The following is a 15,340-nucleotide window of genomic DNA, read 5'->3' on the forward strand; positions in this document are numbered from 1 at the left end:
CATCTCTCAGAGAGCCCGCCTTAGCGGATCGCCCAGAGCTCCATTTCAAGGTTGGGGAAATCGCCCGCCACATGGACGGCCAGGCCGCCAGACGTCGCCATCTGCTTCCAATAGGGGCTTTTGCTATCCAGTTCGAAGTAGACGACACCTGCATGATAAGGCACCTGGCGGGGGGCGACGGGCAGCGGGCGCAGCTCCACACCGGAAAGGGCGGAGTTTACCAATTGGCGGATCTCCTCGACAGGTCCCAGCTTGGCTTGTGAGGGGAAGTGACGCCGCACGCTTTCGGGCGGCACATTAGCCTTGGCGGCCAGGACGAAATTGGCCGATGTCAGCAGGCTCTTATCCTCAACCATCGCGACCGAGATGCCGTATTTGCGCGGTTCAATCGGGATGGCGACGGCGTTTTGTTCCAGCACCGCGCTCAGATACTGGCGCAGCGCGCGGAAGACGGGCTGAAACACATTGCTGAGGTCATCGTGGCGATAGGCAGGGTATTCAGCTGCGCGCTTTTCCGGGGTCATGAAGGTTGCAAGTTCCCCGGCAAGCCCCACCAGAAACTGATAGATCGCCGCCGGATGCGCGTTTTCAATCGACAGAAGATGCTGGATCTGCGGCAAGGCGCGGTTCACGGCAATCAGGAGCAGGAAATCGGCGATTTCGGCCACACCCTTGGCCGCGCCGGTCTGGCTGAGCCGACCCGATAAGGCTTCCGCGCGGTGGCTCAGCAAGCCTTCAAGTTCGCGCATGAACCCATGCAAGGGCGTCGCAGCTCGCGCATCGGTACAGGAGGGCATGAAGGCCTTGTCAAGAACAACCTCCCCGTCCTGTCTGACCTCAATAATGCGGGCAATCGGAATGATGAGCTGATCGGACAGATCATCCACATCCAGAACAACCTGGATGCGCAGTTTGCCAACGGCCATCTGCAGCGCCCGCTGATCGCGACCCATCGTATCGGTCACTTCGATCTCGGCAGGGGTGTAACGTGCCGCCGATTGCGGCGCGCCGCTCATGTCAACTTCTGTCGTGCCTGGTCTCCGGATCGGGATGGCGAGATATACGACAGCGTTTTTGATCGTATTCGGGACATCAAGCGCCGCCGGATGCTCGTCAGTCTGCGGTATACGGAAGACGGCACCGTCAGGGGTCAGGCCGGAACAGGACTTCACCGCGATCTTGCCAAGCTTGAGAAGCGCGTCGTCCAGCGTCAGCTCCCGCACGCCCCAGGCATAAGGTGCGACACCGGTCGCCACGCCTGCGACAAGGGCCTCGATATATCGGTCTTGTTGCTGGAAATGGTGGGGCTGCAAAAACAACCCTTCCTGCCAGACAACTTTGCTTTCCCAGGACACGGCTAAATCACTCCTTCGTCGTAGGCGTCGTTAGCGGATGGTGACGGTGTTGCCGGCCAAAGTGATCTGAACCGGGTTGGGCGTGTTTGGTATCAGCGGCTTGACGGCAGAGAAGGTGCCGCCAACATCGCGGAATGCAGCGACCACACCGATGGCGGCGGGCGGTGTGCCAAAGCTTTTCAGGTCTGTCACTGTCCGGCCCGGCGCCAGTTGGAATTCATCGACAGCCACCAGATCCGCTCCGAGGGTCTGTTCGGGCTGGTCAAAGACTGCAAAAAAATCTGCCGAACTGAAGGTGTCCGGCGCGTTCAAGTAATAGACTTTGACCCGCGCTGGTGCACCGCCATTCATGCTCGATGCGCCGGTGATGCTGAGCTGGGCTGTTGTTGGTGCTTGTGTCAGGCCGGTCAGATCTGACAGGCGCGACAGGGTAGACCTGTTCTGTCCGTTTTGCCCATCCGGCAGCGCGGGCGGTGTGCAAGCTGACAACGCCAGAACCAGGGCGCTCAGGCACAAATGAAACTTTGGCGACATCGTCTTTCCTCTCATAATTTCTTGACCTGCTCTTCGTAGGCACGGGCGAATTCCTTGCCGAAGGCCGATTGGAAATCGTCCTCGGTCTCTCTGGCAATTTGCGCGTACATCTTTTCGTAGGCTTCCCAGTAGCGGGCCTTTTTCCCGCCCAGGAGGTTGCCGAGGGTTGATCCTGCCTCGATCCGTGCGGACAGCTGTTCTGGGCCAAGCCGGAACAACAGATCCTTCAACGCCGCTTCCATGCCGGACATCGTTGCAACTTCATGTGCCTTGATGTCGTTGAGCGCTTCGGTAATGGCCGCGTCAGCCTCCAGATAGCCTTTGACCGACGGGCGTATCATCGCCTCAATCGCCTGCTCTGCGCTGACCGAGAATTTCAGCGGATTGTTCCCGCCCGCATTGATCATCGTGCGGTCCATCCGCATTTCGCTTTTCAGTGCGGCGCGGGTCATCAGGATGTCGCGCATGCCCGTGATGACCGCGGCCATGATCTGGCCCATCCGGGCCATCGTTGCCTCCATCTCGGCAGGTGGAATAGCCAGATGCGCGGCGCCTGCGCCCTGAAAGAAGGCACGGATTGCCGCGTCGCCTGCATCTGTAGCGGGGGTGGGAGGCGTGGTCGGATCAGGAGTGGCGGGAGCTTGCGGTGCCGATGAGGAGCCAATCAGGGAATCGCTCCAATCTTCCGGGATCATGTGATGGTCGGCCTGCGGCGGCGCAAAATGGTCTTGCGTGGCGGGGGAATGGTTGGGCGCGCTGCTGCCATCGGCCAGCCCGCGTGATGTATCCGGCGATGGTGCGGGGCCCAGCAGTCCGTCCAGATCATCGGGTGATGGCATTGGCGGTGTGGAAGATTGCGCCGGTTGACCCAGAAGGTCATCCAGAAAATCCGGCCCAGTCTCCGACAAATCATCAAGGCGCTGCATTGCGTTGCCGCCGTCAAAGCCACCTGTCGGGCTTGGCGGTGCGATGGACCCTTCCTCAAGCGGCGGAAGCGGTGCTGACACGTTCTGACCCGGAAGTTCCGCTGTGGCATCGGCGGTGATTTCAACAATCAGCTCATAGCTGCCAACGATAATCACATCGCCATTGTTAAGGGGGGTGGACAGATGATCCAGCCGTTCGGCGCTGTAGTTCAGAAAGGTGCCGTTCGTGCTAATATCCGTGATGACATAATCGCCGCCCCGATGTTCGACGACGCAGTGCCGCTTGGACAACGTGCGTTCGGGGTCTGGCAGAACAAGGTCGTTTTCTTCGCCCCGCCCGATGGTCAACACATCGCCGACCATCGCGGTCACGGTCTGACCGTCTGGCAATGTGTTGGGAGGTTGAAGGCGAAGCGACAGGGGCATGTTCAGGCTCTATCCGCCGACCAGAACGGTTGGGCAGCCCATGACGATGGTGCCACCATGTGCGCAGGTATCGCCAAGGCGTGCTTGTGGTTTCTTGACTGTCAGAACGGTGGTTGAGCCTTTGGCAACCATGTCGGGCGGGCCGATGCAGACGGCCATTGCCGTTGCCGTCGCCGCAGGCATCTTGCCGATTAGAACTGTTGGCGTTGGCGTCACAATCGGGCCGCCCACATGGGGCACGATCCCGGTGACCATCGGACAGACATGAGTGTCAGCGACACGTGCGGCAGGCAAAGTCATACTGCCACCACGCCGCGTGGTGCAAAATCTGCTGATTGCATTGTGCTGTTTCCTTTTCGTTGCTTGTTAGTGCTCGGAAAAGGTCAAAGGGTTCACCTGTCCGCTGCCGCCGCGCGAAATATCAAGGGCGCGTTCCAGCAAGAGCGTGGCTCGGGTTTCGGTCTCATCCTCGCGGTCAAACATCGCAATCAGCGCGATGCTGAAAGCCGCACTGCCGACGGCGCCGGGCGGCGCGTCATAATCTTCGTATTCTCCGGGTCCAAGTGTGCCGTCGGCAAAGGTCGCAGCCATGGCGCAGAAAACGGTGTCATCATCGTTTGGTGCGCTGTCCAAGGCGGCCCGCGCCAATGCGCGCGTCTCTTCGCTGGGTTGCAGCACCCAATCTTCAGCGGCCTTGATCGACGGGGTCAGCTTGTCCGATCCATCCGGCAACAGATCGCGTGCGGAAAGGCACGCCCACCACGTCGTCTCACGCGGGGGGAGCGCGTGGGCCAGAAGCTGCATCATGTCGATCACGGCCCCTTTTTCGTGCAGTTCAGACAGCAGTTGGGCCACGGTCGCGCTGGCGGGGGCCGTGACCGGCGTCTGCAGCACGATGTTGTTATGCGCGATGATCCGGGCGGCTGGATGGGTGGGCAGTTTCTTCAGGTCGTCAAAGCGGGGGGACGTCATTGCGGGGCCTCTTCAATTGATCATCGTCAGGCTGCCCTTGACGCTCAAAAGGCCAGAGGATTTGAGTTGTGTCATGCCGCCACCCTCCAGCTTCAGCATGCCCGCCCCCTTGAGCGCGGCCTGCCCCTTGCCTTCCATCTTCAGCTGCCCATTGGCGGTCAGTTTCGCGCTCGCATCGGCTTTGACGTCGATCTGCGTCGATGAGATCGTGATCTTTGATGGCGTCATCTCGATTTTTGACGCGCCGCATTTGAGCGTGATTTTCGATTTGGCCGACAGATCAAACGCCGCACCGATATCCAGTTCATAGGACTTGGTAACTGAGGCAGCCTTGCCACCCTGCACTGTCAGCGACTGATCCTCGGCGACGGTGAGCTTGTCGGCCCCGCCAATTTTCGCCTCGCGCATTTTGGCAATCGAAATCGTTTCCTCGCCCTTCGCGACCGAGAAGCTGTGATTACCCTCCAGGATCGTTTCGGTCTTGTCGCCGTGGATCGTTTGTTTGAAGAAACCTTCCTTCTTATGCTCCAGACCAACCGTGATCTCGGCATTGTTTTTGATGATCTGTTTGAAATCCCGCTCGGATTGCAGACGCACGAACTCGGCATCTTTCTTGTCTTCAAAGACCAGTTCGTTAAAGCCGTTCCCACCTTTGGAGCTGTTCGTTTTCAACCCCAACTGGGTCTGATTGGCCGGCAGCGCCTGCGGGAATTTCGTGTCCCCGTTATAGACCATGCCGGTGATGATCGGGCGGTCCGGATCGCCGTTCTCAAACTGCACGACGACCTCCTGGCCGATGCGCGGAACAGCGACCATGCCCCAGCCCTTACCACTCCACGGGACGGAGGTGCGAATCCAGCAGGATGCGTTTTCGTCGCGTTTACCGTCACGATCCCAATGAAACTGGACTTTGACGCGCCCATATTGGTCGGTCCAAATCTCTTCGCCGCTTTTGCCAACGACCACTGCCGTCTGGACGCCCGGATTTTCGGGGCGCGGCGTGATTTGCGGCGCGCGAAAAGCTTCTTTGATAGGCTGCACCTCAAAGATACAGCGATAGAGATCTGAACTGTTCTCACGGTCAAAATCCAGGGTCGGCCCAAGGATTACGCTGGTGACCTCTCGGTCCAGAAGATCCGTATCAACCTGCATCTGGTGCCGGGTGGACAAGACGAGATATTCGGTGTTCTCGGACTTGCGCGGGTGCTTTGTCAGTTTGAACTTTGCTCCGGCTGCCATCTGACGCACATTGCACGACCCGCGCGACCGCTGACAATTCGCGGCAAGCCCTTCGACCTTGACCCTTGCATGGCGTTCGCCGGTACGCAGATCGTCGTAACGGCCCGGATATTGGTAAAGCTCGTAGGCGTTATGGGCATGACGCCCTTTGGCAAGCGCCTTGACCGATTTCAGATCCGATTTTGGTTTTTCGAAATCATAATCTTGCAGCGTGACCTTGCCGGTCTGGATGCTCTCACCGCCGCGCCATTCGGAAATATGATCCTTGTCCCGCTGATACCGCGCGCTGCGCAAATAGAACGCGATCTCATCCTGATCCTCGACCGGCTTATGCGCGCTAGCTTCATCCGCGAGGATCAACGTTTCCCGGCTCTTGTCATGCGTCAGGTAATAGTAGATCCCTTCCTCTTCCATGAGGCGCGAGATGAAATCAAAATCGCTTTCGCGATATTGGACGCAATATTTGCGCTTGGGGTAAGAGCCCTTGGTCTTGTCGCTGAAATCGGAAAAGCCAAGCTGGCCAAAGATATCCTTGATGATCTCGATCACCGATTTGTCTTGAAATATCCGGCAATTCGATGTGCGTGTCAGAAACCACAGCCACGGGCGGACGCTCGCGCGGAAAAAGCCGTAATTGCCAAAGGCACCAAGATATTCCGTGGCAACGCAGTGACCCTGAAAATAGCGGGTTTTGTCCTTGGGCGCCTCCATTTCCAGGGTAAGGCGTTCGCCCATCAGCTTTTGCAGATCAAGGTCCAGATCAGTGGACATGAATTCAATCGTTGTCTCGGTGATCCGGCTTAACCCTTCATCCACCTGCGCACGCACCAGCGACCCTTTCAGCTTATTGGGCAGCTTCAGCCTGATTTGTCGACCTTTCAGCGTCAGTTCACTTGCCATCTGGGATATCTTTTGCTGAGGGTCGGGTTATGCGGCCTGGGGCGGCGTGACTTCGACAAGCTCCGCGTCACGTTCCAGCCGCCGGATAATGGCGGGGTTGATCCCCCATAGCGTGTGGAAGCTGACACCTTGTGCGTCCAACGCATCGATAAAGTGGGGCTGCGACTGAAAGGCGATGCAGGTGACCGGCTTTGGATAAGACCCGTCGCCAGCGAGCATGGCACCAAAATGCTGCTCCCCTTCCAGCAGCCAAAAGGCGTGACCCACGCGGGCGATAATCACCTTGTCTGCGTTGGGTTCGTCCAGGAAATCATCGGTATCGCGCATCTTACAATCCTTCCAATAGGGCGGCCAGTTCCGGGTCCATCTCGGTGTCGTCGTCATCGCCGTCACCGGTGCCGTCATCATCGTCATCAAAACTGGCAAGCAGAGCATCGAGATCTTCGCTAGCGCTCATGTCGTCATCGTCGGCGAGAAGTGCGTCCAGGTCCGTGTCATCGCTGCCGAAATCGGGCGCATCACTGTCGTCGGTATCTGCGAACAACGCATCCAGATCGTCGTCTTCGGTCTCTTCACCGGTCTCAAGATCCAGCAGATCATCATCGGCATCGTCTGCCGCACTTGTATCGTCCGACGCGAGGCCTGCGTTAAACCCGACCTCTGATCCATCCGCTGCAAGGCCCGACCCGCCGACCTGACCCCATGGGCCTGCAAGCGAGCCTGCACCAAGGGCCTGGAACGATCCCTGCCGCACTTCGTTACGGCCCTTGATCGACAAGAGCGGGATAAAGCCGCGGGCGACCACATCAGCGGTGGTGCGTGTGTTCAAGAGCCTCTCGGTGCAAGGCAGCGCCACCTGATCACCATATTGGTCGGTCATGTAATGGAACGGCATATCGTCCAGCGACATGATCTGCCCAAGCCGCATCTTCTTACCGTGCTGATTGACCGTCTCTGCCATCAGGATCGCGGACAGAATGACGGGGTTCGCCCAAAGCATGCCTTTCAGGCCGCTGCGCAGGCTGAATTCCTCAAAATCAAAGGGGTCAACCGGCTCTGTCTTCTTGCCATAGGGCAGACGCAGCAGGAACCGGGGCGCGGCCAGCCCTATGTAGGCGGCCTCGGGCAAGGCAGACAGCGCATCCCATGTTTTGGCGACAAGCGGATGGCGTTCGTGTTTGGGTGTTTCAAGAAATTTGGGTGAAATTGCCGTCATGAAGGGCGCGTTCATCCACGCCGAAATCCGCGACATCCTTGCCAGCAGTTCAGCATGGGGGGGCGTTTCTTCCAGCGTGTAGAGACCGAAAACCGCCGAGAGCGCGCCTTGCGCCTCATCCAGTCGAGGCTCTTCCGCCAGCATTTGAAACAGACCGCTTTCGGCCAGATCGTCCTGCGCGGAGAGGTCAAGCGCCCATTCTTCTGCCGAGACATCATACAGCACGATCTCGATGTCCGGGCCGGTGTTGATCCTCCGCGCCAGCAGGTCAAGTGACCGCCATGTGGCCTCGATGGCCTGAAAATCGGGGTGATGCAGGATGGCGCGCATCGCACCCGAGATAGCCTCGTCAATCGCTGCCAGCATTGAGCCTTGCGCGGGGTCGGGTGCGGCTTGCACATAAGGGCCAACGATCCGCTCGATCAAGTCGGATGCGGGGCTGGCTTTGGCCAATCGTTTATCGACTTCACTCATCAGGCTTTGGAAGCTGCTGAGCTTGCGATCCGCGGGCACATCGGCACCCTTGGCCCGCTTGCGGGAGGACAGTTTGAGGTCGCCAAAGCTCTCTGCCCAACCCTGCATATCGGCAATCGCTGCTGCGCCGTCACCCATCGCGACACGCTGGCGTAGGGCCGACAATTCGTCGAAGACCGCTACATTTTCGTAGAGCTCATCGGGATGAAGGTCGTCGATTTCGCTCAGCTTCACCTCGACCCCCGCACCATCGTTTCCGATGGGCAGGACCAAGGTGGTCGCAAACCGGCGGATGATCTGCTCAATGTTGTCGATGTCGAATTTGATCGGCTTGCGGTTTGCCAGATCAGCGCCCGTTTCAATAATCCCCCGGCTCGCCCGACCGGAAAAGTCACCGAGGATCGCAATGCGAAACTTGCCGGATGTTTGGTCAAGATCCGTGGGCCGTTCGGCTGACATCGTGCCGAATGGTTCGGCAATAACAGTCTCTTCGGCCTCGACAGGATCATCTGTCTCAACATCTAATGTTTCTTCTTCCGACAGGTCCGCGAGATCTTCGGAAAAGCCGTTGTCCATTTGCGCGCCAAGGACATCATCTTCATTATCAGATGCGGCGATTGTGTCGTCGGCATCGTCCTGATCAATCATCACAATGTCATCGGAAGGAGTGTCCTCAACCTGGACATCTGTATCGTCAGAGGCTGGTTCAGACACCACGGCGGCACTTTCCAGAGTCTCAGCTATGTCGTCCTCTTCGGTGGCGGCACCCTCCGCGGCATGGTGTAGTGCATTGAGGGCAAGTGCTGTGTCGTCCACAGACACCTCCTGCACCGTCTCGGCTGCGCGTCGGCGGATATCGTCTAACGCGGCTTTTGTCTCAGCCTCGCTGTCAACCGTTTGGGTGGCGGACGGGGCGGTCTGACGCAAGCTTTCCAGCGCCTCAGTCACCCCCTCTTCCGTATCCTCCGCGTCCACATTTGCGATAGCCGCGAACGACGCCGGATCGGATATCAGTTTGGCGATCAGGTCTTCCGCACCTGCCTTGCCGTCCATATAGGTGGCCAGATGCGCAAGCTCTGTCCGCGCCTGAAGGAGCTTGCGAAGTGGCGCGACCTTCTGCGCAATCGCCGTGGGCGAGAAATCGTCCATGGCTTCAAAGGTCAAGTCCACGGGCAGATTACCATCGCCAGTCAAGGTATTGGGCACTGTAAGGGCCGCGCGGGGTTTGATCGCCTTCATCCGGTCATCGAAATTGTCGAGGTCGACTTCAAGAAATTTGCGGTCATCAACAGATGGAAGCGGCTCCTCAGATTTGCCGGAAAGATCCGACATCACACCCATTACAAAGGGCAGTTGCACGCTCTTTTCCGCACCATAGAGTTCAACGTCATATTCGATTTGCACGCGCGGGGCGCGGTTGCGCGCAACAAATTTCTGACCGCTCTTTGACATGCAGGCACTCCTCGGATCGCTGGCTTTGGTGTGGAGAAATCCCACCATCGTTCTGGTTTCGATGGTTAGTGCCGTCTGGCACGTAAAGGGTTCATTGGTACGTGAATATCTAAAAACGGCAGAGGTAAAAACCTCTGCCGTACTAGTGCTATGATTACTCAAATCACCGCCAATAACTAGCGTATGGTCTGATCAGGCGGCCATGCGATCTTTCAGCTCGGACTCAATCTGATCAATTGCCGCCTCGCCCATCTGTTCGGCAACCTTTTGCACACTGCTGTAGTCATCGACCTCAAGCATAATATCAACTAGCACAAGGCCCTTTTTAATATATTTCCATTTACTTGGTTCGATATTTTCAATCTCATTGATAGCAATTTTGGTGTCGGCAATAAACTTATCGCCCTTTTCAGCAGTCTCTTGCATGGTAATGATACGATCAAGCAATTTACGCACAGAGTCGTTCATTTTCTCAATTGAGTTCAAGGTTTTCTTACTGGATTTTACGTCCTTATTCTTGCTTGCGGTATCTAGGAATTTCAACAGCTTGTTCAGCTCCTTTGCAACCTTATGAGAGTTCACCTTCACGCCGAGAAGTGTTTTTTCATATTGGTCATTTTCACTCTTTACGCTGTCGATGGTTGTGATGAACTTCGCACCAATGATCTTGTTTGCAGCTGCTTTCAGTGTTCCTTTCAGCCCTGAAAGTTCTTTCTTATCGCCATTATACTGTTTTTTTAGTGTCTCCAGATGCTTTTTGACCTTCTTCTGCATCTTGTTTGCCGATAGCGACATTTGATAAAGTTTCAAGGACATCTTCATGATTGTCCTGAACGCCTTGATGCCGGCCAGGACAGCTGACAAACCGCCCGATGCCGGAATTGATGCGATGTCGACAGTCAATGAGAGCGCGTCAGAGCCTAATTCGTATACAGCTTTGAGTTTATAATTCAGATACTCTCGTTTTTCTTTCTTCACCTTGCCCCATGCCGCAATAGCCTTTTGCTCTCCCAAAGTCTTGTGCTTGGCTATCTTTGCCTGCATTGTTTTGGTGAAAATATCGACGATTTTCTGACGTTCTGCAGCCGTTTTTGCCTTCTGAACACGTTTGTCGGCGTCCATAAGATCGCTGGCCAGGGTAATAACGAGCGTCTGATAGGATTTTGTTGCTGGCTTTGTAATTTTTGCTTGGAGCAGCGGATCTTTATCGACCGCCTCATTTCCTTTGCCGTCAACTTGCAATGCGATCTTTATTGGTATTTTCTTTTCGAGTTTGATCGCACTTGGTTTTGCCTTTGCCGTAAGCACTTGTTTCAAGTCATGATCAACTAAGACGATTGTGGCCACTTGGTGTTCTCCTTTAGATTATCAACTGGCAAAGGCAGCTGCGCCAATTGAAATGTGAAACTAAAATGCGGCGGGACATGTTGAAAACAGCCCTTGTAAGTTAGGGCACAGTACTTTTTCCTATTTTGCTTCCGCTTGTTATTAAGTGCCGGGAAGCTTCAGGAAGGTTCGGGGTCTACGAATTTTTTTGAGTCTCTGCGTTTTTGACGATGATCCATGCGCCAGGTCAGCATTCCCCAGATCATTGGCCATGCTTGCAACGTTCAAACCAACCAAGATACGGGTCAGAAGCCCGCTTGCGTTCGCGGACCTTTCTGAAGTCCTTTGTCAGACGCAGATCACGCGCAGTGCTGTGCAGGTGTTGTCAGATAAAGGTCGTCGGCATCGCGATCCGGCCGTTCGCCGATCCAGCTTGTCAGCCCCAGATCGGCTGACTGACCCAAGGCGCATTGTGGCACCTCCGCCTTTTGCAGGATCAGGTTGGCCTCCCATTCCAGGGTATCGCCGAGGTAATTGCGGATGATGGCGGCGAGCTTTTTGAAGCTTTGGCCACCGGGCAAAAGCCGCCTATAGTCCTCCAAGTTCAACGGGCCGATGCGCACACGGAACTTCGCCTCGCGCGACCAGACTTTCGTTCCCAGACTCGCATTCCCACCCAGTGCAACGCCACCCAATTGCCCGCGGTCGTGTGGTTCAAGGTGCAGCCAACTGCCCACAAAGCTCTCAATTGAAACGTCGGCACCGAAGAACCCAGAAAGCATCGCCTCAAGACCGGCTTCGCTGCGCGTGGCACTCCCCAGTAGCCCCGCAAAGTGTCGCTTGGCCAGATCGGGCATGGCGTCCCGGTCTTCGAACGCCCGTTCGGCCAGTCCTGAAAGGGCTGCCACCTTCGTGTCGAACGGATCATCATCGGGCCGGTCAAACGACACTGCCGGCTGGCCGCTGGTCCATGCCCGGTAGAGCAGCGAAAACATGCGGTGGTGGAACATATCTGCAAAAGCGATGAAGGTCGGATCATCGTGATTGCGCTGTCTGTCACGGGCATATTCGGTCAGATGCAAAGGCAACGAGCCATTGGGGCCGAAAAGGCCGAAAAACCGCTGTGTCAGTTTATGCGGACCCGTTTCAACATCGTCCGAGAAATCGGAAATCGCTGATGGCGCAAAAGCCAGCTCCGCCTCTTGCTTGAGCCTGACCGGGTCCTCTGCAGGTCGCGCAGATCGTCCCAGACGCGGACGGTCCGGGTGCGCCGCTTCGATCAGGCGCAGAGCGTGAAAGATGTGATGGGATTGCGGGTCATCGCGCAGTGCAGCAAGGCGCGTCAGATCAGAACCCGCCTCCCGCTTCTGGCTGGCCATCTTTTGATGTCTCCGCGTTGGGTGGAATGGATGACGGTTTCTGTGAAACTGTTCAGGGTCACGTATTTGGCAAAGAAGGCTTCCAACACCGCACCCATCAGATAGCAGCCGGTACCTTCGAACTGGCTTTCATCGAACCCCACTTTGATCTCGATGCCACGCACCGCCGTTGACAAGACATCCTCGGCCATGCGCCGTACGATGGGTCGTGTCTCAACGGATAAAAGCCCTTCAACCTGCTTGCTCAACGCGGGAGCACCAAGCGGCATGTAAAGCCCCATGATCTCGCGCAGGGCGGTCGCCGCTTTGCCACGGTCAGCGTCGGCGATGGACAGATAATTCAGGCTAAGATGACTGATCAGTTGCCAGGCCTGCTGACCATCGGCCAAGCTGGGGCGCGGCTTGGTTGGGGGCACAATGGCCCGCACTTCGGAAACCGGGCCACCGTCGGGTAGCGTAAAGTCGGTCTCGCCCTGCCCAATCGGCGTCAGCATCGGCAGGTCACGGTTTGTGCAGAGTGCGGTGACGGCGAGTTGCTTGAGATCCTGGCGATAAGGGGCCTGCTGCCTGTCGGTCAGTGACAGATAAATCTCGGATCCCAGATAAGAGGTCCGCGCGCCCTTTAGCCGCTGTTTCTCGGACCGCTGGCGCATCCGTCGCCTTTGGCTGTAGTAGGCCTGATGCGTATCGCCATTTGGGGTGAAGTCCTGCGCGCTGTAGAAGGGACGGAAGGCGACATCATTTTCGCCCTCTCCGCTGATCCCAGTGACGGAATTCAGCTGGTAGATTTCGTAATCAAGCGGCGCGGTGCGGTCGACCGTGACATGATGATCCACCTCTGTGCTGTTGATGTGGACCCGGTCGCAACGCTTGGAAAACAGATTGATTGCCGGGACAGCGTGCAATTCGAAATGCGTGTGATTGATCGATTTCAGAGCGGGGTTTCCGTCACGCAGCAGGACGTAAATGTCGAGGTCATCGCCTTCCGCGCGTTGCAGGGCATTTTGCAGCCCGCCCAGTTCGACAAAAAAGAACCGCTGCGGCATGGCGAAGTATTCTTGCAACAACCGATAGCCCTCAAAAGATTGGCCCGGGGTCGGCAAAAGCGCCTCATCAGGGTCAAAGCCGCGTGGCCGAATATGCGTCCCAAGGTATTCCGCCCAATCGGCCCGCCGGTCGGTTGATCGCCCGGCAAGACCAATGCCCTGACCCAGCATCGCCTCATAAAGCCGCCATGGCTCGGACGCACTGCCCGAAAGAAAGAGCGTTAACTGATCCAGCGGCAGCTCAGAAATCTTCGCCCCATCGGTCCGGCGTATGCGCAGGCGCAACGCGGCCTTGGCGGGTGAGAATGGTGCAAGGCCAGCGGCAACCAACTCACTACGGCCATCGACATATTCGGCCTCTGATATCTCCAACGGCCAAAGCGTCACATCCTGCGAAGTTCGGAAAAGGCACGCGGTCTGTTCGCCCTCTCGGACATGTCCACGAAGCTGGGTGCCGCGCGGCAGGGTAAAGCCGTTGTCGAGATTGCCTTGCGCAGCGTCCGCCGTCAGCCGCGCGATCATCATCGACGGGATCGGGGCGAGGAAATGGGGATAGACGATCTCCAGCAGGTTCTGCGTGAAAACAGGATATTGCAGATCCAGTTCAAGCTGGACACGCGCCGCGAGAAACGCAAAGCCCTCAAGCATGCGTTCGACATAGGGGTCCAAAACCTCAAGCTGGTCCATGCCAAGGCGCCCGGCAATCTTGGGATATGTGCTCGCGAATTCCGACCCCATTTCACGCATGAAGGTCAGTTCTTGTTCATAATGCTTCAGCAAACGCGTATCCATGTGGGCTCACCCTTGCCTGGTCACGGTGACGGCACCGGTCGTCACATCCAGCGCCGTCCGCAGATAAAGATCGATGGGGACGGGTTCGGCCCAAAGCTCCGCGCGGATTTCAAACGAGATCACAGCGCTTGTCCCGACCTTGTCCTGACGCATGTCAACCTGAAGTGTGTCCGGCAGCAGCCTCGGCTCGAACGTTTCAATCGCCTTGCGGATCGTCTGTTTAATGTCGAACGCGCGATCCTGCGTCGCAACTGACCCGGAGATATCAGTGATGCCGTAATTCAGGACTGATCGAGCGACATTGGGATAAGCCGAGAGATCATGTTCGGCCTCGCAATTCGATGTATTCAAAAGCCATGCCAGATCGCGTTGGATGATTTCGCGCAACCTGTTGATATCAATGATCCAGCTTGAAGAGGTTTCCGTCTTTTTGTCGGGTGCCTCGTCGGTCAACCGGTCCAGCAAAGACGGCTGCAGGCGTTCTTCCAGCAGGCGCTCAACCATTGGTCCGGGCGATGTCCCGCTGGTCCGTCGGGATTGTCGTGTTGCGATGAGGCATTTGGCAGCAAACCACCAAAGCGCCATCGAAATCACCGTGCTTTAGACGCTCTCCGTCTGTCATTGCGATCATCCCCGGTGGTGTGGAACAGGATTGGTGCGCGTCCTTCCCGCGCACCAGGTCAACGGAGTAGCTTATGCGACGCGATACACTTCGTCGTTTAGCATGCGGCTCCACTTCGCCTCGCCTGCATCGCCGTCGGCTTTCTTGAGCTTGCCGGTCTTGTCCTGGCGGAAGTACTCAATCTTCATCGCGCCGGACTCAAATTCGATATCTTCTTTAACGCTTTCATCATCACCCGCCCATTTGATACTTTTGACAACAACAGTCAGAAAATGGATCTTTAGGAAGGTGGAGCCAGACTTTCTGTCGGACCCGCCGGAGCGGCGCAATTCCAAAATCGCTTCCGGAATATGCTGACCGACGCAGAGTGTGTGGAACAGAGGACATGTCGCCGTATCTGCTCGCTTGCTCACGCTGAAAGGCTCGAAATCGGTTTTACCGCCACCAGCACCGTCTGAGAATGATCCCATTTGAAGGCTATTTTCGGCACCAAAGCTGAAGTCCGTTAATTCAAAAGCGCCTTTGCCGCCAAAGTCGCTATCCATGGTCTCGCCACGAATTTGGCGTTTTGCCTGTTTTGGAAAATACAGGAATGCATCAATCGACATATCGGGTTCCTTCTAGGTTGAATAGAGTATTTGTTGCAGAAGCGCGGCGCCAGTAAGACGCCGCGGCCATATG

The 15,340-nt window shown here is 56.7% G+C and carries 13 protein-coding genes and 1 pseudogene; all 14 read right to left on the reverse strand.

Translation table 11 applies throughout. The features are described from left to right. Positions 1-20: 20 nt before the first annotated feature. Positions 21-1,355: a type VI secretion system baseplate subunit TssK gene (gene tssK, locus SLH49_RS02630; RefSeq protein ID WP_320267619.1), complete on the reverse strand. Its 1,335-nt coding sequence runs from the start codon at positions 1,353-1,355 to the stop codon at positions 21-23. A 30-nt stretch (positions 1,356-1,385) separates the two neighbouring features. After that, on the reverse strand, positions 1,386-1,889 hold the full coding sequence (gene tssJ, locus SLH49_RS02635) for a type VI secretion system lipoprotein TssJ (protein ID WP_320267620.1): 504 nt from the start codon (positions 1,887-1,889) through the stop codon (positions 1,386-1,388). Positions 1,890-1,900: 11 nt separating this feature from the next. Then, positions 1,901-3,241 carry a type VI secretion system-associated FHA domain protein TagH gene (gene tagH / locus SLH49_RS02640; RefSeq protein WP_320267621.1) on the reverse strand — a complete coding sequence of 447 codons (1,341 nt, stop codon included), beginning with the start codon at positions 3,239-3,241 and terminating at the stop codon, positions 1,901-1,903. A gap of 9 nt (positions 3,242-3,250) precedes the next feature. Continuing rightward, positions 3,251-3,541 carry a PAAR domain-containing protein gene (locus SLH49_RS02645; protein ID WP_320267622.1) on the reverse strand — a complete coding sequence of 97 codons (291 nt, stop codon included), beginning with the start codon at positions 3,539-3,541 and terminating at the stop codon, positions 3,251-3,253. Positions 3,542-3,607: 66 nt separating this feature from the next. Further along, a complete protein-coding gene (locus SLH49_RS02650; protein WP_320267623.1) occupies positions 3,608-4,213 on the reverse strand; it encodes a DUF6931 family protein in 606 nt (201 codons plus the stop codon). Positions 4,214-4,225: 12 nt separating this feature from the next. Then, positions 4,226-6,352, reverse strand: coding sequence for a type VI secretion system Vgr family protein (locus tag SLH49_RS02655; RefSeq protein ID WP_320267624.1), 2,127 nt, complete (start codon positions 6,350-6,352; stop codon positions 4,226-4,228). 27 nt (positions 6,353-6,379) lie between these two features. Beyond that, the gene (locus SLH49_RS02660; RefSeq protein ID WP_320267625.1) at positions 6,380-6,679 is read right to left on the reverse strand and encodes a hypothetical protein; all 300 of its coding nucleotides are present in this window, start codon (positions 6,677-6,679) and stop codon (positions 6,380-6,382) included. A 1-nt stretch (position 6,680) separates the two neighbouring features. After that, the gene (locus SLH49_RS02665; protein WP_320268504.1) at positions 6,681-8,690 is read right to left on the reverse strand and encodes a type VI secretion system contractile sheath domain-containing protein; all 2,010 of its coding nucleotides are present in this window, start codon (positions 8,688-8,690) and stop codon (positions 6,681-6,683) included. A 327-nt stretch (positions 8,691-9,017) separates the two neighbouring features. Continuing rightward, positions 9,018-9,494, reverse strand: a pseudogene (tssB, locus tag SLH49_RS02670) (type VI secretion system contractile sheath small subunit); the annotation flags it as partial. 192 nt (positions 9,495-9,686) lie between these two features. Continuing rightward, a complete protein-coding gene (locus SLH49_RS02675) occupies positions 9,687-10,841 on the reverse strand; it encodes a hypothetical protein (protein ID WP_320267626.1) in 1,155 nt (384 codons plus the stop codon). Between the two features lie 338 nt (positions 10,842-11,179). Then, on the reverse strand, positions 11,180-12,199 hold the full coding sequence (tssG, locus tag SLH49_RS02680; RefSeq protein ID WP_320267627.1) for a type VI secretion system baseplate subunit TssG: 1,020 nt from the start codon (positions 12,197-12,199) through the stop codon (positions 11,180-11,182). Next, on the reverse strand, positions 12,163-14,037 hold the full coding sequence (gene tssF, locus SLH49_RS02685; protein ID WP_320267628.1) for a type VI secretion system baseplate subunit TssF: 1,875 nt from the start codon (positions 14,035-14,037) through the stop codon (positions 12,163-12,165). The genes tssG and tssF overlap by 37 nt, the downstream gene beginning before the upstream one ends. 6 nt (positions 14,038-14,043) lie before the next feature. Further along, complete coding sequence (tssE, locus tag SLH49_RS02690) at positions 14,044-14,622, reverse strand: type VI secretion system baseplate subunit TssE (RefSeq protein ID WP_320267629.1); 579 nt, start codon at positions 14,620-14,622, stop codon at positions 14,044-14,046. A 108-nt stretch (positions 14,623-14,730) separates the two neighbouring features. Next, positions 14,731-15,267, reverse strand: a complete 537-nt coding sequence (locus SLH49_RS02695; protein ID WP_320267630.1) for a type VI secretion system tube protein Hcp — start codon at positions 15,265-15,267, stop codon at positions 14,731-14,733. Between the last annotated feature and the right edge of the window lie 73 nt (positions 15,268-15,340).

Source organism: Cognatiyoonia sp. IB215446 (genome assembly GCF_033963825.1).
Lineage (GTDB): Bacteria > Pseudomonadota > Alphaproteobacteria > Rhodobacterales > Rhodobacteraceae > Yoonia.

Bases quoted from the DNA above. Each gene is read 5' to 3' on its own strand.
- tssJ (WP_320267620.1), bottom strand. From the start codon at position 1,889: ATGTCGCCAAAGTTTCATTTGTGCCTGAGCGCCCTGGTTCTGGCGTTG.
- tagH (WP_320267621.1), bottom strand. From the start codon at position 3,241: ATGCCCCTGTCGCTTCGCCTTCAACCTCCCAACACATTGCCAGACGGT.
- SLH49_RS02645 (WP_320267622.1), bottom strand. From the start codon at position 3,541: ATGACTTTGCCTGCCGCACGTGTCGCTGACACTCATGTCTGTCCGATG.
- SLH49_RS02650 (WP_320267623.1), bottom strand. From the start codon at position 4,213: ATGACGTCCCCCCGCTTTGACGACCTGAAGAAACTGCCCACCCATCCA.
- SLH49_RS02655 (WP_320267624.1), bottom strand. From the start codon at position 6,352: ATGGCAAGTGAACTGACGCTGAAAGGTCGACAAATCAGGCTGAAGCTG.
- SLH49_RS02660 (WP_320267625.1), bottom strand. From the start codon at position 6,679: ATGCGCGATACCGATGATTTCCTGGACGAACCCAACGCAGACAAGGTG.
- SLH49_RS02665 (WP_320268504.1), bottom strand. From the start codon at position 8,690: ATGATTGATCAGGACGATGCCGACGACACAATCGCCGCATCTGATAAT.
- tssG (WP_320267627.1), bottom strand. From the start codon at position 12,199: ATGGCCAGCCAGAAGCGGGAGGCGGGTTCTGATCTGACGCGCCTTGCT.
- tssF (WP_320267628.1), bottom strand. From the start codon at position 14,037: ATGGATACGCGTTTGCTGAAGCATTATGAACAAGAACTGACCTTCATG.
- tssE (WP_320267629.1), bottom strand. From the start codon at position 14,622: ATGGCGCTTTGGTGGTTTGCTGCCAAATGCCTCATCGCAACACGACAA.
- SLH49_RS02695 (WP_320267630.1), bottom strand. From the start codon at position 15,267: ATGTCGATTGATGCATTCCTGTATTTTCCAAAACAGGCAAAACGCCAA.